We start from the raw sequence: 18,145 nt of genomic DNA, 5'->3' as shown, positions 1-18,145 counted from the left end.
AAAAGAAATTCTCGAACGAAAGAATGCAGGATACAAAACCAGAAAAAAGAGCGCGAAAACTAGAACAGAAATCGAGAATAGAATCACTTTTTAATTTCGAAAGTTCTAAAGTTCCCTTTCGGTTCTTCCCAAGAAATAACGGCTTCTTTGATTTCCGAACCCTTCGGTCCTCTTTGAATCGCTTTGTAAAGATCTTCGATGAACATTTTATCGCCTTCGACCACGGTTTCCACTTCTCCGCCCGGAAGATTTTGAGTGAATCCGCTGAGTCTACATTCTTGCGCTCTCTGGAGAATATAATAGCGGAACCCCACGCCCTGCACTTTTCCGCGCACTAAGATCTTCGCTCTCGAATTATTTTTGGATCCCATTCTTATTCCTCCGTTTTGCTCTCCAAGTTCACCATCCACGCGGAAAAGTCCTTAAAAAAATTCCAAAGAATTTCCTTAACGGAAGAATCCGCGTTCCAATCGTCCAAAGCCTTTCGATAACAGGAAAGCCAAACCCTTCTCGCCTTTTCGTCGATCGGAAACGGAAGATGTCTCGCACGCATTCTCGGAGGTCCGTAGTTCTGAGAATACAACGGAGGACCTCCCGTTACTTGAATCAAAAAATCGGCGGATTTAATTTTACTCTCTTCCAAACCTTCGGGAAACATAAAAGCGATCGGGCTTTGCGGAATTTGATCGTAAAAGTCTGAAACCAGTTGGCGAATCGAATTCTCCCCAACCGCTTGAAAAACGGTTTGTAAACCCGGAATGGGACCCGGAGGTCCGCCGGGAGGAATAAAAAGAGGTCTTTCTTCCATCACGACTTGTTCCCGGCCTCTTGCAAAAACGAACGGATCTTCGGCCCGAAGTCGTTTACAATTTTATAATATACGTCTTTTTTAAAGGGGACGACCGTATCCAAGGTGTTTTCGATCGGTATAAATCGAACCGTTTCGAATTCCCTTTCGTGAACGTCCAGGTCGCAGTCCGCGGCTTCCCCGTCCCAATAGATCAGAAACCATTTTTGAAGTTGCCCCTTGTATTTTTGAAGATGACGATTGAGAGGAAGGTTTTCCGGAAAATCATAAGGAATCCAATCCGGATATTCGGAAACGATCTTACCCGAATCGACGCCGACCTCTTCGTACAATTCTCTCAAAGCCGCTCGGATCGGGTCTTCATCCTCGTCGATCCCGCCTTGAGGAAATTGCCACGAGCCGAGAAAGTTCAATCGTTCTCCCACCAATACTTCTCCGCGAGAATTGAACACGACCATCCCGACATTCTTTCTGTACGGTTTTTCCATACGAGTAGGCTCCCTCTCTAGCTTTTCTATGACAAGAAGTTTTAGAGATGGAATTCAGTTGCAAATTTTATACTCTCTTGGGAATCATACACATAGATCCTTATCGTTTAGGAGTTTGAGTTTCGCAATGCAATTACGTAATAAGTCTTCCCGTTCACGCATCTTTAAAGAAAAGGATTTTGAAATCAAAGCTTCGTCCATTCCCGGAATCGGAATGGGGCTCTTCCCGAAAGAAAACGTAAACAAAGGCGATACGATCGGATATTATACCGGTAAAATTCTCACGGATAAGATAGCGAACTCCTCCAAATACTGCGAATCCAAATACTTACTCTGGATCTGCAAGGATCATTGGATTTACGGAGAAGGCAAAGAAAGCAATTATACGCGATTTATGAACCATAGTACGAAGCCGAACGTAAAGTTAGTCGTATCGGTTCGATGGAAGACCGCGAGATTCGAAGCCATCCGTAAAGTAAAGGCCGGGGAAGAATTGTTCTTCGACTACGGCGACGAGTATTGGATCAATACGGACATCGATCCCGTAGAAAGAAACTGATTCTCCCCCGAAACTTGAACTTAAGTCTTAGATCCTAATTCTTAAATCTTAGAGGCGGCGTGACGGAAAAAGAACGCAAAGCCGCCCAAGAGATTGAACAAAGCGGGCAATGTCTTTAGAGTAATACCGATATCTCCGTGAGAAATCAACGGAGTCAACACGAGCTTGGATCTGTTTTGAGGAAGATCCCTTTCCAACAATCTTTCCAAGATCAAAGTCGATTCCGAAGCGGGAACGACGTTGTCCTCCACACCGTGAATCAAAGCGACATGAGCTCTTAAGTCTTCAAGTTTATTGTAAACCTGAAGATCCTGTAAAAAAGAACGGAACGGCCCCGCGTTACGAACGATTCTATCCCAGATCTCCGATCGATATTCCTTATCCTCTTTGAGTTTAAAAAAGATTTCCCGATTTGCGGGCTCCATGTTTTCAAGAACCTTCGGAAGTTCGGGAGCTTCCCTAAGAATACTTCCGTCCAAAATGCTCGCGTGTAACGCCTTACGCACTTCTTCGTTTTCACCGATTCCGAAATGAACGAAGTTCCAAAGAAGAATCATTCTTCCATACTCGTCCGAACCTTCGGCCGACATCAGATAATCCAAAGTCGTTTGAACGTTTCCGTAAGCGCCGATCGTACAAATCGATTTAACCCTTTGACCCACTTCCGGTTCGGCCGCCGCGATCAAACCCATACTCGCCGAAAACGAAGGGGCTAATAAGGAAATTCTTCCATCGGGACAAAACTCCGGATCGGAGGAAAGATTCAAAATCAATCCTTTGATCTTTTCGATACTTTCGAGTTTGATTTTGAATTCGCTGATCTCCTGCATCTGAGGAGAAAAAACCAAAAAGCCGCAGGAAGCCATTCCTCTGCAAACCGCCTTAAAACGAGGATCTTGATTTCCGAGATAAGCCATTCCGTTCACAGCGAGAATGGTTCCTTTGAACTTCGTTTTGTTTTCGGGAAAGAATTTAAGAACGCCCACGGATTCTTTTCCGATCGTGAGTTGAAGTTCCTCTTCCGAGATTCCTTTCGCGGAATTATTGCGTGTGTTGAGTGCGAAACGAATCGCGGAGAAAAAATTTTTCATAGATACGAGTGATGTTCCTAAATGTAAAATTTGAAGGATTTATGTTGGATATTGATTACGACGAAGTTACAATTCAACTTCAAGGGAAGAATTCCGACCTCAATAATTTCCGCATGTCCTTCGGGAAATTGGTAAAAAGTCCGTCCGCACCGCGACCTAAGTAACGTTTCATCTCTTCGGTTTTGTTTACGGTGTAGACGACGCTCAAAAAATTCTTTTCCACAATTCGTTTTAAATTCTCTTCCGAAGCGTCTTCCGTGGAAGGATGAACGCTCCAAGCTCCGACTTTTTCGGCGAAAGCCAAAGCCTCTTCCACGTTTCCGCTTTCGTCTCCGACAAGAACGCCTAACTTGATTTTTGGATGAAGGGTTCGGATTCTCTCCAAACATTCCCAGGAAAAGGAAGAGATAACGATCCGATCCTCGAGTTTGCTTTGGCGAAGCAGATCCAAAACCTTAACTTCGATGGAACGGGCGTCCACGAAAAAATCCATCCCGGTCGATTTGATTTCTATGTTCAGATCCGTTTTCGATTTTCGAATCAACAAAAGAACGTCCCGTAAGAACGGAATTTTTTCCTTTCTGAATTTTTTGGAAAACCAGGAACCCGCGTCCAATTCGCTTAATATTCCCGATTCGAACCTACGAACGTTTCCCACAAGTTTTGTCGTCCGATCCAGATCGTCGTCGTGAATGACGATCACTTCCCGATCCTCGGAAAGGGTTACGTCCAGTTCGATCAGATCCGCTTTCGCATCGATCGCTTTGCGGAACGCGATCATCGTGTTTTCGGGAAATTCTCCGCTGAAACCGCGATGGGCGAATACGAGCGGTTTTTTGAGATCGGAGCGGGTTTGTAGATTCTCAATCATATTCTATTCTTTGTATATTCTATTTATCTGATGTGTTAATACGAAAAACCGACCGCAAAATCGAAACCCGCGTCGTAGACTTTTCCCGCGTGATCTCGTTTGATCTCTTCTTTTCGTAGCCAATAATCCGTAACGGTCGCGGGACGATTTGCGTAATCCAAGGAATCGATCGTAACGTTTTTATGATACGGAGCGAACGCCCTCAAAAGAACTTCGAATCCGAAAAAGAATCCCGATTCGAGTTGATGACGAACTCCCAAACCCGTTCCCGCGTAATAACGCGGACCGTAATCCAGATGAACCCGCTCCGAACGATACGACTGCGCGCCGGTCGTGTCGATAAACTGATCGTATCTAGTATTTCTAAAGTATTCTCCGCCGAACGCGATCGGAATATAAACGGAAGAATCGGCCAGAAAGTAATTCAAAAAAATTCCTCCGCCCGCTGCCTTGGATTCCCGATCGGATTGTCTCGCCATTCCGTAACCTACAAAGTAAGAATATCTCGAATCGAAATCGGCGTTCGTTCTGGAAAAGTTGGAATAGTATTGAAATCCGATGGAAACGTTCTTCCAAGCGTTCCAACCTAAAATCGCGGAACCGTAACCCGGAAAATAAATTCCTCCGAAGAAGAATTTTCGTTTCATTCGGATTTCTTTTTGAGAAGGAGATTTCGGATTCGAAGCCGCGTTCGCGTTCGAATCCTTTTGGGAATCCGAATTCAGATTCCGATCCGAATCGTTTTTATCCTGTTCTTGTTGTTGCGAAGGAACGGGAACGATGTTCTGCGAAAATAAATTATGAAACGAAAGAAGAATGAGAACGATACAAGAAATCAACGCATAGGATTTGTTCATAGGAAAAAGAGTGTATCGAAGCAGAAGGCGTTGTCAAGAGAAAGGAAGGTAAGGAAGAAAGGGTTCAGGCGGGTTTAAGCCCCGCCCGAGAGGGAAAGTTACGATTCTTATTTAGAAGCGGCAGCTTTACCGGAAGTGGTGTTTTTGATCGCTTCAGCCACTTCGTTAATTTTTGCTTTTACAGCTTCGATTTGGCCTTCAGGGATTTTGTTTTTGATCTCTTCGGTAATTTTGTTGTAGTTCTCGATGATCTTAGCTCTGGTTTCTTCGTAGTTCTTTCCGGCAACGGAGCTAACTTCTTTGATATCGTTGATTACTTTATCAACGGTTTCGCGGATTTTTACAGTCGCTTCGGAATTGTCGGAAGCACCCTTAGTAACAAGCTCCAAATAGGTTTTTTCGAGATCAGCTTTCGCTTTACCCAGACCTTCTTGACCAGCTTTGATGAGTCCAAGACCCGCATTCAGAACATCTAGAATTTGCTTTTCCATTCGATTTTTCTCCTTGAGATCGATTCTTTGTGCATCGCACAATCCTTTTGTATTGCACCGCACAATTTCGGTCAACCTAAAAAAAGAAAAAATTTCCTAAATTTAGGATTTTTCTAGAATCTTTGCTTATTTGATTAAACGCCGATGTTTCGGCATTTTTTGATTTATGGGAGTTTGGTCGGAAGACCGACGAGACCGGCCCGGCCGGGTCGTGAAAGAAATATTCTAAATTTGGAATATTCCTTTTACGTTTCAAATTTCGGATCGGAAATTCGAGCGATCGCCTTTCCGATTTGTTTAGAATGAAGCTTACAAGCGTCTTCCAAACCTTGGTACAAAAGCAGACTTTTTTTTGCGATTCCGAGTCTTTCGTTTTTCTTTTCTTCTAAAGTAAGACCGCCTTCATAACCTTCGGTGATCATCAGAACCGTTCTTTGAATGCTCATTCCTAAAATTTCGGTCAAACCTTTGCGAGAGGAAACCTCTTCGTCGATCCCGTCCATCTCTTTCAGATTTTTGAGAATCTGATCCTTGAACTTATCTTCGGCGCGGATTTGAGAATACAAACGTTCGGAAAGAATTCTTCCCCGTGTTACTTTTTCCGAGAAACCCTTGAGTTGTTCGAATAATTTCTTCAGTTCGTTTTCGATTTTATGTGCGGTTCGTGCGTGCGCGGGTTCGTCCGCGATTTGAAGGATGCGATCCCGAACGGACCGAACCGTTTTCGGATCACATTCGTTTTTTTGAATATATTCCGCGAAGTTCGCGCCGGGAATTCCTTCCAAAACAACCCCGTCCTTTCCGAAGTTGAACCAAGGATTTTTTTTCGGATGATCTTCGAACCACTTTTTAAAGATCAAAAGTTTTTCGTTGGTTCTCAATTCACCGCCTCGAATCGAACGCGCGCGTTTTACGGGAAGGGCGGTCATCTGTTTATGATTGTGATATTCTCTTCTGAACTTTCTGGATTCGATATGATTGAGCCTTTCTTCGAGAACCGCGCCTTTGCAATGCGCAAGTTTATCCGGAAAGGAAAGATCCTGTCCGACCAAAAGAATGTTCCTTGCTTCCATCTTTTCGGCAAGACTTACCGCGTTCGTGGAGACGGAACCCCCGAAGTCGACGGCGCCGATTTCCTCTTCGGGCTTCGATGAAAGAATTCGGATCAAAGGAAACGGAGACGAAGTAAAAAAACCGTTCTTAAACGTTCCGGGAAGTCGGAGAGAATGATACGAGGAAGTCGGATCGAAAACGATTCTCGCGCTTCCGGTATAACCTTCCAAATATTTTGTGTTGAGGGCCTGGGGGTCCACGGAAAAAACCAAATCGGGATCGATCCCCGCATTCCATAGAACCATAAGCGCCGTGTCGACCGCGATCAGAATATAATTATTTCTGAATATTCGAATTTCATCAAGGGAAAGAATCAGGGACGGCCCCGCTCCGCAGACGAGAATATCCGTTTTCCCTCGGCAAACCCCGAACAAGGAAACGATCGGTTTCATGTCAGCGAGTTCGGGAAGATTGGAAATAAAATTCCGCGTCCAGATTCTTTCGAAACGGGTGAGCGTGGAAATGTTCACGTCTTTTTTGTGAAAAAAACCTTCCGCGATAAAACGAAGTTCTTCGTAAGAATCTTTTTTCCACTGATTGCTTCCCCGATGCGGGATAAAGCTGATCGGAAATCCGGAAATTCCGCGAAACGCCGCGTAAAGATCCTGTTCCAAAAGAGGGGTCAAAAGAATTTTCAGTTTTCCCGATTCCAATAATTCCGAGTAATCAAACAGAGAAAGCGCATAACGTAGAATTTCGGGATCGGCTTCCATCCAAACAGCGGTCACGTTTTTAAACTTTAGAGTTTCTTGAACCACGTAACCGAGCCCTGCCCCGAAAAAAAGAAAGACCCTTTCTTCGTCCTCTTTTTTCAATCCGTCCAAAAGCCGCTTTGATTCCGTAATCGGATCCATCAAACTGTGAAGCGCAATCCCATCCGCAACGAGAACGGGAAGCCCGGTTTTAGACGTTTTGATTTCGAAGGAAGACGAAGACGTCAAAGTCGAAGGAACGTTGGATGCGGGCGCACTCGTAGAAACCGCGTCCGAAGCGTTCTCCGCCGCTCGCGAATCCAAAACCGCTTGGGAAATTTTTTCTCCGAGAGACGGATTGGAATCGGACAAACCCTTCAGGTTTTTTCGGAGAATCGTTTCGTCGACGTCTGAATACATCATAATTTTAGAATATATTCTTTATTTAAAGTAAAGATTGAGTCTTCCTTCTTGGACTTTTTTTCCGGGCGCGGGTTCCTGTTCATAACAAAAACCGCTTCCGTGAAATTTAACGGGAATCCCCAGAGGTCTTACGATCTCAAGCGCTTCTCTTTTGCTCTTTCCGATCAGATCGGGAATCTCTCCGATTTCGGCGGGTTTTATATTCTTTCTTTGAAAACGTTTGAGAGAAACGTTAACCGTTCTTTCCCCTTGTTCGATGATCGGAATGATGTTTTCTACGACCTCTTTGAAAACGGGAGCCGCCAAACCTCCGCCCGAATGAGTTCCTCCCTTCGGTTCGTCAAAAAGAATCAAACCCACAATCTTCGGTCTTTCCGCGGGAAAAAACCCCAAGAAGGAAGCGGACCACAAACCTTCGACATAACCTTTTCCCGATACTGCCTTTTGACCCGTTCCCGTTTTTCCCGCGATCGAATATTCTTGAATGTATGCGTTCTTTCCGGTTCCCGATTGAACGACTCTTGTCATCGCTCTTAAAATTCTTTCCGTCGTGTATTCTCGGATTCCGATCGGAGATTCCTGCGTTTTGAATTCGTGAAGAATTTCTCCGTAAGAATCGCTGAAATGTGAAACCACGCGAGGAGTCAACATTCTCCCTCCGTTTACCACGGACGCCGCCGAAGCTACGAGTTGAATCGGAGTTACGGAAATCCCTTGTCCGATCGCCATAAACATAGAAGTCGCAGGCGTCCATTTTTTCAGAGGAGGAAAGTATCCGACGGATTCGTTGGGTAAGAATCCGGTCTTTTCACCGAACTGAAACTTCTTCATATAATCGTAAAGCAGCGGTTCGGGAATTCTTTGAGAAGCCTTGATGATTCCCACGTTGCAGGAATATTGAAGAATCTCCTCCAAGTTCAAATGTCCGTGCGCGTCCGTACACTTGATCTTGGTTTTACCGAGTTCGACGTAACCCGGACAATGAAACTTCTCGTCCGGACGTATTAGATTTTCATTATATAAAACCGAGGCCAGAAAAATTTTCATCGTGGAACCGGGTTCGTAGACGTGACGGATCGCCCAGTTCGTATGCGAATCTTCCCCGGATTCGTTGTATTGATTGGGATCGAACGCGGGAAAAGAAGCCGAAGCCAATATTTTTCCGGTGTTGATTTCCATAAGAATTCCGATCGCTTTTTTGGAACCGGTTTCCTCGAATCTTTTGCCGAGAGCCTTTTCGAGTTTGTATTGAATCAACCCGTCGATCGTGAGATGAAGATTACTTCCTCTCGAAGAATCAGATTCGGTCGGAGTCATCAAGTCTTGGTTGTATTGAACTTCCAATCCGGAAAGAGCGCGGTCGTCGTCCATTCCCGTAAATCCGACAAGACTGGAAGCGAGAATTCCGTGCGGATAAACTCGTTTGTATTCTCTTTCTCTTCGAACGCCGGGAAGCGCAAGATCCATGATTTTGTTTCCGAGAGTTTCGTCGATCTCGCGTTTGAGTAAGAAGTAGCGGCTTTTTTCCCGGATCATCGCTTCGATCTTATCGGGCGACATTTCCAAATATGGCGCGAGTTGGACCGCGGTGAAGTTCGGGTCGTAGATGTTTGCGGGATAAATTCCGATCGTCGCGGAGTCGACCGTCATCGCGAGTTCGATTCCTCTTCGATCGTAAATCGCTCCGCGCATGATTCGATCGCCCGTTTTCAAAATGACTTCTCTTTCGTTGAAAAAGGTAAGAAAGACAACTCTTCCTATGAGAATGCAGAAAAGAATGCAGATAAAAGAAAATAGAATCGTGAGCCGAGTTTTGCGAGAATTCATCCTGTATTGATAAGATCGTCGGATCCTTTAAATTCGGAAAGTCTTGTTTTCCGGTCCAAACCGTTCCTGATTTGTATGGCTTGTGCTTCTGCTATAGAGGATTTTATTCTGTTTTAACGAATTCGGCTTGACGAAGAATCGAATTTGAGGCAGATTTTGTCCTGTTTCGGAACCTGTGGTAGTTCCTACAAAATCCGAAAAAGGCGAAGAAATCCAGATGAAAACTTATCTCATTCCGGGAATCTCCAATTCCGGGCCGGATCACTGGCAAACCCACTGGGAACAAAACTACGGATTTATCAGAGTCCAGCAGAAAGACTGGATTACTCCGATCTTTTCAGATTGGGAACAAAGTCTTTTGGATCAGATCGACAACTCGGATTCAGGGAAGAATCCAATTCTCGTCGGTCATAGCCTCGGTTGTTTGTTGATCGCAAATTCTTCTCCGAAACTCAAAAACCGGGTAAGTTCCATTCTGCTCGTCGCGCCGCCCGATCCAAAATCTCCGGTATTTCCTCGTGGTTTGATCGGATTTGAGGAGCTCCTACAAACGAACCTCGGAATTCCTGGAATTCTTGTGTACAGCGAAAACGATCCGTATTGTACTCCCGAGTTTTCTCGAGAACTTGCGGCGACTTGGGGACTTCAAACCGTCAATTTGGGAGAAGAAGGTCATATCAACAGCCAATCCAATCTGGGAAATTGGGAAGAAGGTTATCGGATTTACAAACGTCTTTTGTCTTAACGGTGATTCGCAGATTTCGTGGGAGTTCCTCCAAAAAGCGGAGTCACGAACGAATTCACGGGCTTCTCGGGTCTCTCGAACTCCCTCCTTTGGTCGGAACTACGGCAAAAAATTTCTCGAAAACGAAGGAGTTCCCACAAAAATCCGGCCGGATCCAGAACGCCGCCGCAAACTATGTCGCGAAAAGGCAAACTTTCCGGCACTCTCCCTGCTCTGATGCCAAAAAAGAAACGATTTTAACCCCTGAACCGTCTTGAATTACTTTCTTCCTTGACATTTTTACTCGGAATTCGGAAACTAATTGTATAGATTAGCACTCTAACATTCAGAGTGCCAGAAATAGAATGGATCTTACAGACCGTCACAAAAGAATTCTAAAAGCCCTCGTAGACGAGTTTATCCAGGAGAATCGCCCGGTCGGTTCCAAAACTCTTTACGATAAACACGACATCGGACTTTCACCGGCTTCGATTCGAACCGTGTTGAAGGATCTGGAAGACTATGGATATCTCGCGTCCCGACATACATCGGGAGGAAGAATCCCGACGGAACGCGGCTACCGTTTCTATGTGGATTCTCTTGTGATTCTCTACGAGCTGACCCTCAAGGAGAAACAGCGCATTCAGGAAGAATATTTGAAGATGCAGTTCAAACTGGATCAGATTTTGAAAGCGACCGCATCGGTACTTTCTTCCTTGTCGAACGCCGCGGGAATCGTGATCGGCCCGGCAAAGAACCTGGACACTTTAAAACATTTGGAACTCATACACGTTCATGGAGACGAGATTCTCATGATTCTCGTGATGAGATCCGGCACCGTTCTACATAGAAATATCTTTGTGGATCGGAATTATTCTCAGGAAGCTCTGTATCAGATTTCAAAATATCTGAACGATAACCTGAGAGGTTATGATATATATGAGATTCAGAATGTAGTGATTCCGAAGTTGATGATCCGCAAAGACGGACCCGAAGACTTTACGAGAATCGCCGGTTTGATTTCGTCCGCGATGACTCCGGATAACTCCGAGGTCACGTTGTATATCGACGGATTTAAAAATCTCTACGCGAACTTCAGAGACGAAGAAGAACAGCTTTCTCAAGTTCTTTCTCTTTTGGACGACCAGGGATTTTTAAGAGGATTCTTTTCCGATTATATCGATCAGGACGGAGTTTATACGATCATCGGAAAGGACGGAGATCAATCGATGTCCGGAGTTTCGATCATCACTTCCAACTATAAGATGGGAGAAAAAAAGATCGGAGCTCTCGGAATCATCGGACCGCAAAGAATGGATTACAACAGAGCCTTACCGCTCGTCGACTTCACGTCGAAACTCGTCTCCGAAATGGTGACGCGAATTAGTAAATGAGGAAAGAAAATTAGAGAATATGAATCCTGAAGAATCAACACAGACAACGGAACAATCGCCGACTCCCGAACCGGAGAATTCTCTTCAAGCGGAATTGGAAGCCGCAAAAAAAGAGATCGAATCCTTAAAGGATTCCTGGGCGAGAGAAAGAGCGGAGTTTCAAAACTTCAAACGCCGGTCCGCGCAAGAATTCACATCGATCCGCAAGGAAGCGGTTAAGTCATTGGTCAGCGGATTCTTAAATCCGATCGACAATTTGGAAAGAGTCGGCGCGACACAAACCAGCGCGGAAGAATTAAAACCGTTCGTGGACGGAGTTGCGATGATTCTCAAGGAATTCTACTCCGTATTAGAAAAATCGAATGTAGTTCGTTTTGATCCGAAGGGAGAATCCTTCGACCCTATGTCGATGGAAGCCCTTTCTTCGGAAGAAGACGATCAATACTCGGAAGAAACCGTCATAGACGTTTATCAACCGGGTTATTACTACAAGGAAAACGAGGATAAGTTCACGCTTCGACCCGCGAGGGTCCGAATCGGGAAACCGAAGTCATAATTAGAATCTCAGGGAAGTATAAAGGAGAAAACAATGTCCAAAGAAAAAATTATAGGTATCGATTTAGGAACTACTAACTCGGTCGTTTCCGTAATGGAAGGTGGAGATCCGGTCGTTATTCAAAACTCTGAAGGAGCGAGAACGACTCCTTCGATCGTAGCATTTACGGCAAAAGGAGAGAATCTGGTCGGTCAGTTCGCGAAGAACCAAGCGATCACCAACGCGGCAAACACGATCCGCTCCGCAAAACGATTTATCGGACGCAGACTCAGCGAATGCGAATCCGAAATGAAACACGTTTCCTACAAAGTGGTTCGTTCGGGTAACGAAGGCGTTAAGTTCGAAACTTCCGCGGGAGAATTCACTCCTCAGGAAATTTCTGCGCGCGTTCTGATGAAGATGAAACAAACCGCGGAAGACTATCTCGGTCAAAAAGTGACCAAAGCGGTCATTACGGTTCCTGCATATTTCAATGACGAACAACGTCAAGCCACCAAGGACGCGGGAAGAATCGCGGGTCTGGAAGTGGAAAGAATTATTAACGAACCTACCGCCGCCGCGCTTGCGTACGGTTTCGATAAGAAGAACATTAATTCCAAAATCGCGGTTTATGATCTCGGCGGCGGGACGTTCGATATTTCGATTCTCGAACTCGCGGATGGAGTTTTCGAAGTAAAATCCACGAACGGAGATACGCATCTCGGCGGGGACGACTTCGATATGGCGATCATGGAATGGATGATCTCCGAGTTTAAAAATCAAACCGGAATCGACATTTCCGCAGATAAAAACACGGTTCAAAGATTGAAGGAAGCCGCTGAAAAAGCGAAGATCGAACTTTCCGGAACGATGTCCACTCAGATCAATCTTCCGTTTATCACAGCGGATGCGTCCGGTCCGAAACACTTGGACATGACGCTTTCCAGAGCGAAGTTCGACCAACTTACTAAGAATCTCGTGGATCGTACAAGAATTCCATGTGAGAATGCGCTTCGCGACGCCGGTTTAAAAGCATCCGATATCGACGAAGTAATCTTAGTCGGCGGTTCGATCCGTATTCCTGCGGTTCAAGAACTCGTAAAACAAATCTTCGGAAAAGAACCGAACAAATCCGTAAACCCAGACGAAGTGGTTGCGGTCGGTGCGGCGATTCAAGGCGGCGTGTTAGCCGGAGAAGTTTCGGACGTATTGCTTCTCGACGTAACTCCTCTCTCGCTCGGTATCGAAACTCTCGGTGGAGTGATGACCAAGTTGATCGAAAGAAACACTACGATTCCTACAAAGAAATCGCAAGTGTTTTCGACTGCGGCGGACAACCAATCCGCGGTATCGATTCACGTTCTTCAAGGTGAAAGAGAAATGGCTTCCGCAAACAGAACGCTCGGCCGTTTTGATCTGATCGGAATTCCACCCGCGCCAAGAGGAGTTCCTCAAATCGAAGTGACCTTCGATATCGATGCGAACGGAATCGCGCACGTTTCCGCAAAAGATCTTGGAACCGGTAAGGAACAAAAGATCAGAATCGAATCTTCGTCCGGTTTATCAGAAGATGAAATTCAAAAGATGGTGAAAGATGCGGAAGCGCACGCCGCGGCCGATAAGGCTCAGAGAGAAGTGATCGAAGCTAAGAATGAATTGGATACGATCGCTTATTCTCTTGAAAAAACCGTAAACGAAGCCGGAGATAAAATCGGAGCGAGCGAAAAACAACTCGCAACCGACGAAATCAAACGCGCCCGTGAAGCGATCGAAAGTAACGATAAAGCGAGAATCGAATCCGCAAAAGCTTCGATTTCTAAAATCGCATCCGACATCGCTACTAAGATTTATTCGCAAGGTGCGCCCGGTGCGGAACAAGGCCCAGGAGCGGCAGGTCAGCAAGGACCGAACGATCAAGGCAATTCCGCAGAGAACGGGGAAAAGGTCGTCGACGCGGATTATACCGTAGTGGATGATGAGAAAAAATAAGAAGCCGTTCCGCCTATCCTCGTATTGAATCGAAGATAAGGTTGGGGCGAAACCGCGTCGCGCGAAGCGCGACGCGGAGATTCTAGAAATCATTGAAAGCGCCGAACAAACTGGAAACATCAAATCGGATTCGACGCAACCTTGGAATTAAACAATGAGTGAAAGAAGTTACTATGATATTCTTGGAGTTTCCAAAAGCGCGAGCGACGAGGAAATCAAATCCGCCTATCGTAAGTTAGCGATCAAATATCATCCGGACAAGAATAAGGGTGATAAGGAATCCGAAGAAAAATTTAAAGAAGCGACCGAAGCCTACGAGATCTTAAGAGACGCAAAGAAACGTCAGGCTTACGATCAATTCGGAAAAGCCGGAGTGGGCGCCGGTGCCGGAGGATACGGACAAGGCGCGTACACGGACTTCTCCGATATCTTCGGAGACTTCGGCGATATCTTCGGTGATTTCTTCGGCGGTGGCGGTCGAGGCGGTTTCAGCGGCGGAAGAAGATCCGGTCCGCAAAGAGGTTCTGACTTACGTTATAACTTGGAAGTTTCTTTAGAAGACGCCGCACTCGGAAGAGAATATAAAATCGAAATTCCACGTTTGGAATCTTGCAGCGAATGCAACGGCTCCGGCGCGGCCAAAGGAAGTTCTCCCGTAACCTGTTCGGACTGCGGAGGTTCGGGACAAATTCGAAGAACACAAGGATTCTTTTCCGTAGCGACGACCTGTCCTACTTGTAGAGGAAAAGGAACCACCATTTCCAATCCATGTAAATCCTGCGGTGGACAAGGCCTTCAGGAAAAACGCAGAACGATCAATATTAAAATTCCGCCCGGAATCGAAACCGGATCCAGACTTAAGGTTTCCGGAGAAGGCGAAGCCGGACCGAACGGCGGACCACACGGCGACTTGTATGTGGTAACACATATTAAGAAACACGAATTGTTCAGCCGTGAAGGAAACGATCTGATTCTCGTTCGTAAAATCACTTTAGCTCAGGCGATTCTCGGCGCGGAAATCGAAGTACCGACCATCGACGGCAAAAAGGCGAAGATGAAAATTCCGGAAGGAACCGAATCGGGACAAGTGTTTCGATTGAAAGGTCATGGAATGCCTTATCTCGGAGCGTATGGAAAAGGAGATCAACACGTAGTCGTGAAGATCGAAATTCCGAAAAAGATCACGAGAAGACAAAAAGAATTGATAGAAGAATTCGCGAGAGAATCGGGAGAAAACATTCCTGGTTCAAAGGGAAAAATCTTTACAAAGTAAGAAGAATGCGGTCTTTCCATTCTTCGTAAAAACGAAAAGAACGAGAAGATCCGTTTTTCACATTTTATAAGAATCGGGTTTAAGACTCGAACTGAGCCTCGGCGCTCGAAACAAAAGGAAGTACAATGACAGAAAGAGTAAAACTCGGTGTGATCGGAACCGGACACATGGGACAATACCATGTGAACGTGGCAAAAACTCTGAACGACGCAACCCTGGTCGGAATTTTCGACGCGGACGTGGACAGAGCGAAACAAATGGCGGAAAAACATAAGACCTCCGCGTTTGCGACGATCGACGAGTTGATCTCGAAAGTGGACGCGTTGGTGATCGCGGTTCCCACTTTTTTACACCACGAAATCGCGAAAAAAGCCCTGTTAGCCAACAAACACGTGTTAGTGGAAAAACCGATCGCGGAAACGACGGAACAGGCGAAGGAACTCGTAAAACTCGCTGCGGATAAGAATTTAGTTCTTCTCGTGGGCCACGTGGAAAGATTCAACGGTGCAGTATTAGAATTAGGTAAAATAGTAAAAGACCCTTTACTGATCGAGTCTCGCAGGCTTGCTCCTTTTAACCCGAGAATCAAGGACGTCGGAGTCGTTCTCGACATGATGATTCACGATATCGATATCGTTTTGAATCTGGTCAATTCTCCCGTTAAAAAACTTTCCGCATCGGGAACGAAGGTTTTATCCAATCACGAAGATATCGCGAACGTTCTTCTCGAATTCGAAAACGGTTGTCTCGCGAGCATCACGGCTTCCAGAGCGACACAAGCGAAGATCAGAACCTTAAACATCACTCAGAAAGACGTTTATATCATGCTCGATTTTACGGATCAGGAAATCGAACTTCACAGACAGGCGACGTCCGATATTCTCCTTTTATCCGAAGAGATCAAATATCGTCAGGAATCCATCGTGGAAAAAATCTTCGTTCACAAGGACAATCCTTTGAAACAAGAACACGAACATTTTATCCGTTGTATCAGAAAGGAAACCGAACCGATCGTAAATCGGAACTCGGACGTTTCCACGCTCGAAATCGCTTATCAAATTCTTTCCGAAATCCACGGAACGTCTAAAAAGTAATCCGGTCTAATTTTGGTTGTATATGGAAGAAACTTATAACGGTAAAATTCTAATCTCCAATTCTTCGATCGTTATGGATTATTTTAACCAGACGGTGATCCTGATGGTGGAACATGACAGTCAAGGCGCGTTCGGTTTGGTCTTGAATAAAAAACAAGAAGCGTCCATAGGAGATGTGATTCAAGGAATTCCGGATCATGTTAGCAGAACGCTTCCGATTTATTCCGGAGGTCCTGTCGATCCTACGTTCATTTCCGTTTTACATGAGGACACTCAGATTTCTCAACCCGGCATCGAAGTGATTCCCGGTTTGTATCTCGCAAGAAGTTTCGATACTCTTTTGGAATTGTTGGAATCCTCTTCCAAGTTTCACGTCTATCAAGGTTATTCCGGGTGGGGCGCGAGTCAGTTGGAGACGGAGATGAATCGTAAGTCTTGGGTCGTTCACGAAGCGACGAAGGATTTCGTTCTCAATCAAGATCCGGAAACGACCTGGCAAGAAGCTCTCAAAAGCAAGGGTGGAATTTATAAGTATTTCGTGGAACACACGAAAGATCCGATGTTGAACTGAAATTACATTCGCGTTTTTGTTCGCGCAGTTGCAGTTACGATTGCCCATTACTCAATACCTTTTACCGTTTCGAGCCAAGAATCGATTCCGTTTTTTAGCCTTTACAGAGAAGTCCGAACTTTTAGGATCAAAAAAATAAAGAGGTTCTTTCTGATGAGAAAGTTGCAAGGTCTATTCTTGAGTTTAAGCGTTTTCGTCTTCTTATTTTCCATCGGCGATCTTTCTGCGGACGGTTGTTACATCTGCACTTCCGGTTCGACGGATCTTTGCAGGGACTACTGTAGATTTACGGGTTCGGATACGTTTGACAATCGTAAAAAATGCCAGGACAAAGGCTGTAAGGTCGGCGGCACAGCGTCTTGTCCAAGCGCTTCCAATTATAAGGTTTGCTCCGCCAAAGCGGGGGGCTTTGATGTTTCCTCCGGTCTTTTTGCTTCGACGCGTTGATCTTTTTTGAATATTCAACTTTTTTAAAATAATGAGAGCTGTGAACTTTTAGCAACGACCGTGTTCGGCTTGGTTTTGTAGGTCTGGCAGTCGGTGGACTTTGTTCCGTTGGTCGGTGAAGTTCTTATGTTCTTTTTTATCGGTTCTCATTCTTTCATTCATTCGTAGTCTTCATTGTCGCGCATCGTTCGTGCAGAAGAGGCCCGAGGGCGATTTTTCTTTTTTCTCCCGTTGGTTCGGGCATGGTTTGAGCCTGTTAATTTTCCGGCCCGCTTTAAAAGAAGAACGTATTCTTATGTTTGAGCGATTGTGATTCCTTTGTCCCAAGGATAATCGATACTTATGTACGGTTTTATAGGATTCGGCGTAAATTCCAAGGCGCGGCTGATCGTATTGGATGTAAGATCGAGTTGCCAGATATATCTGTAGACATCGTGAAATGTAGGAACTCCTTCCTTCAAAGCTTTTACGATAGAGTCATCGACCCCTACCCGATCCAAATACAAAAGAAAATTAAAAAGATAACACCGAGAAACACCGTGCGCCTGAGCCAACGCACCCAACATCGACCATAGACCGGTCCCGATTCTCACGTTTAATTTTTTCAGTTTGCCCTCATTCTTTTGATAGAGCGTGGACGAAGCGGTATCGTTCAAACGAGGATAAGCGGAAATAAACTTAGAATAAGTCCTCAAAAGATAAGAAATTCTTCTGCCAAAACCCAATTGCTCCTTTCTCGCAAGCCCGTCGTAAAAACTTTGAGGAATCAACAACGTAACGACTTTGTCTTTTCTTTCATTCAAACGCGATTGGATCTTTTTACCGTCATCAAAAAATATAAGCTGCATACCCGAAACGGTTCTCAGAAAAGAAAGCGCGGCCCCAAAATTTTATAAAA

General features: G+C 45.3%; 18 protein-coding genes and 1 pseudogene. 9 read left to right on the top strand and 10 right to left on the bottom strand.

What is annotated here, in order from left to right; genetic code table 11:
- Positions 1-83: 83 nt before the first annotated feature.
- From LEP1GSC052_RS18785 to LEP1GSC052_RS18775, 3 genes are read right to left on the bottom strand one after another with little or no spacing between them, the layout of a single operon-like run.
- The gene (locus LEP1GSC052_RS18785; RefSeq protein WP_010572719.1) at positions 84-371 is read right to left on the bottom strand and encodes an acylphosphatase; all 288 of its coding nucleotides are present in this window, start codon (positions 369-371) and stop codon (positions 84-86) included.
- A gap of 2 nt (positions 372-373) precedes the next feature.
- Positions 374-808: a globin domain-containing protein gene (locus LEP1GSC052_RS18780; protein ID WP_010572720.1), complete on the bottom strand. Its 435-nt coding sequence runs from the start codon at positions 806-808 to the stop codon at positions 374-376.
- Entirely contained in the window at positions 808-1,296 is a 489-nt protein-coding gene (locus tag LEP1GSC052_RS18775; RefSeq protein ID WP_010572721.1) for an RNA pyrophosphohydrolase, read from the bottom strand. The genes LEP1GSC052_RS18780 and LEP1GSC052_RS18775 overlap by 1 nt, the downstream gene beginning before the upstream one ends.
- Before the next feature lie 127 nt (positions 1,297-1,423).
- Between LEP1GSC052_RS18775 and LEP1GSC052_RS18770 the strand changes: the two genes are divergently transcribed.
- A complete protein-coding gene (locus LEP1GSC052_RS18770; RefSeq protein ID WP_010572722.1) occupies positions 1,424-1,855 on the top strand; it encodes an SET domain-containing protein in 432 nt (143 codons plus the stop codon).
- A 41-nt stretch (positions 1,856-1,896) separates the two neighbouring features.
- Here the strand turns inward: LEP1GSC052_RS18770 and LEP1GSC052_RS18765 are convergent, their stop codons facing one another.
- The 6 genes from LEP1GSC052_RS18765 to LEP1GSC052_RS18740 all read right to left on the bottom strand — a co-directional run bounded on the left by LEP1GSC052_RS18765 (position 1,897) and on the right by LEP1GSC052_RS18740 (position 9,220).
- Positions 1,897-2,946 carry an alpha/beta hydrolase family protein gene (locus tag LEP1GSC052_RS18765; protein ID WP_010572723.1) on the bottom strand — a complete coding sequence of 350 codons (1,050 nt, stop codon included), beginning with the start codon at positions 2,944-2,946 and terminating at the stop codon, positions 1,897-1,899.
- 79 nt (positions 2,947-3,025) lie between these two features.
- Complete coding sequence (locus LEP1GSC052_RS18760; RefSeq protein ID WP_010572724.1) at positions 3,026-3,817, bottom strand: glycerophosphodiester phosphodiesterase; 792 nt, start codon at positions 3,815-3,817, stop codon at positions 3,026-3,028.
- Positions 3,818-3,852: 35 nt separating this feature from the next.
- Positions 3,853-4,674 carry a hypothetical protein gene (locus tag LEP1GSC052_RS18755; RefSeq protein ID WP_010572725.1) on the bottom strand — a complete coding sequence of 274 codons (822 nt, stop codon included), beginning with the start codon at positions 4,672-4,674 and terminating at the stop codon, positions 3,853-3,855.
- 107 nt (positions 4,675-4,781) lie between these two features.
- Positions 4,782-5,165, bottom strand: a complete 384-nt coding sequence (locus LEP1GSC052_RS18750; RefSeq protein ID WP_020986005.1) for a phasin-related domain-containing protein — start codon at positions 5,163-5,165, stop codon at positions 4,782-4,784.
- Between the two features lie 245 nt (positions 5,166-5,410).
- Positions 5,411-7,393, bottom strand: a complete 1,983-nt coding sequence (locus tag LEP1GSC052_RS18745) for a motility associated factor glycosyltransferase family protein (protein WP_020986156.1) — start codon at positions 7,391-7,393, stop codon at positions 5,411-5,413.
- An 18-nt stretch (positions 7,394-7,411) separates the two neighbouring features.
- Positions 7,412-9,220 carry a penicillin-binding protein gene (locus tag LEP1GSC052_RS18740; protein ID WP_010572727.1) on the bottom strand — a complete coding sequence of 603 codons (1,809 nt, stop codon included), beginning with the start codon at positions 9,218-9,220 and terminating at the stop codon, positions 7,412-7,414.
- A 217-nt stretch (positions 9,221-9,437) separates the two neighbouring features.
- Between LEP1GSC052_RS18740 and LEP1GSC052_RS18735 the strand changes: the two genes are divergently transcribed.
- The 8 genes and pseudogenes from LEP1GSC052_RS18735 (at position 9,438) to LEP1GSC052_RS18695 (ending at position 17,247) form a co-directional block, all read left to right on the top strand.
- Entirely contained in the window at positions 9,438-9,965 is a 528-nt protein-coding gene (locus LEP1GSC052_RS18735) for an RBBP9/YdeN family alpha/beta hydrolase (RefSeq protein ID WP_040913711.1), read from the top strand.
- Positions 9,966-10,309: 344 nt separating this feature from the next.
- Complete coding sequence (gene hrcA, locus LEP1GSC052_RS18725) at positions 10,310-11,338, top strand: heat-inducible transcriptional repressor HrcA (protein WP_010572730.1); 1,029 nt, start codon at positions 10,310-10,312, stop codon at positions 11,336-11,338.
- Positions 11,337-11,894 (top strand): annotated as a pseudogene (gene grpE / locus LEP1GSC052_RS18720) (nucleotide exchange factor GrpE); the annotation flags it as partial. The gene hrcA and the pseudogene grpE, both read left to right, overlap by 2 nt.
- A gap of 33 nt (positions 11,895-11,927) precedes the next feature.
- A complete protein-coding gene (gene dnaK, locus LEP1GSC052_RS18715; protein ID WP_010572732.1) occupies positions 11,928-13,862 on the top strand; it encodes a molecular chaperone DnaK in 1,935 nt (644 codons plus the stop codon).
- Positions 13,863-14,016: 154 nt separating this feature from the next.
- On the top strand, positions 14,017-15,135 hold the full coding sequence (gene dnaJ, locus LEP1GSC052_RS18710; RefSeq protein WP_010572733.1) for a molecular chaperone DnaJ: 1,119 nt from the start codon (positions 14,017-14,019) through the stop codon (positions 15,133-15,135).
- 125 nt (positions 15,136-15,260) lie between these two features.
- Positions 15,261-16,229, top strand: a complete 969-nt coding sequence (locus tag LEP1GSC052_RS18705) for a Gfo/Idh/MocA family protein (protein ID WP_010572734.1) — start codon at positions 15,261-15,263, stop codon at positions 16,227-16,229.
- A gap of 22 nt (positions 16,230-16,251) precedes the next feature.
- Complete coding sequence (locus LEP1GSC052_RS18700; RefSeq protein ID WP_020986664.1) at positions 16,252-16,800, top strand: YqgE/AlgH family protein; 549 nt, start codon at positions 16,252-16,254, stop codon at positions 16,798-16,800.
- Positions 16,801-16,953: 153 nt separating this feature from the next.
- Positions 16,954-17,247 (top strand): hypothetical protein, encoded by a 294-nt coding sequence (locus LEP1GSC052_RS18695; protein WP_010572736.1) that lies wholly within the window; start codon positions 16,954-16,956, stop codon positions 17,245-17,247.
- Between the two features lie 293 nt (positions 17,248-17,540).
- Here LEP1GSC052_RS18695 and LEP1GSC052_RS18690 read toward each other — a convergent pair whose 3' ends face one another.
- Positions 17,541-18,095 carry a DUF1564 domain-containing protein gene (locus LEP1GSC052_RS18690; RefSeq protein WP_020985552.1) on the bottom strand — a complete coding sequence of 185 codons (555 nt, stop codon included), beginning with the start codon at positions 18,093-18,095 and terminating at the stop codon, positions 17,541-17,543.
- Positions 18,096-18,145 lie beyond the last annotated feature (50 nt).

The sequence above is a fragment of the Leptospira kmetyi serovar Malaysia str. Bejo-Iso9 genome (assembly GCF_000243735.2).
GTDB lineage: Bacteria > Spirochaetota > Leptospiria > Leptospirales > Leptospiraceae > Leptospira > Leptospira kmetyi.
Note: the sequence above shows the minus strand (reverse complement) of the source record. Positions and strands in the feature narration are given on the sequence as shown.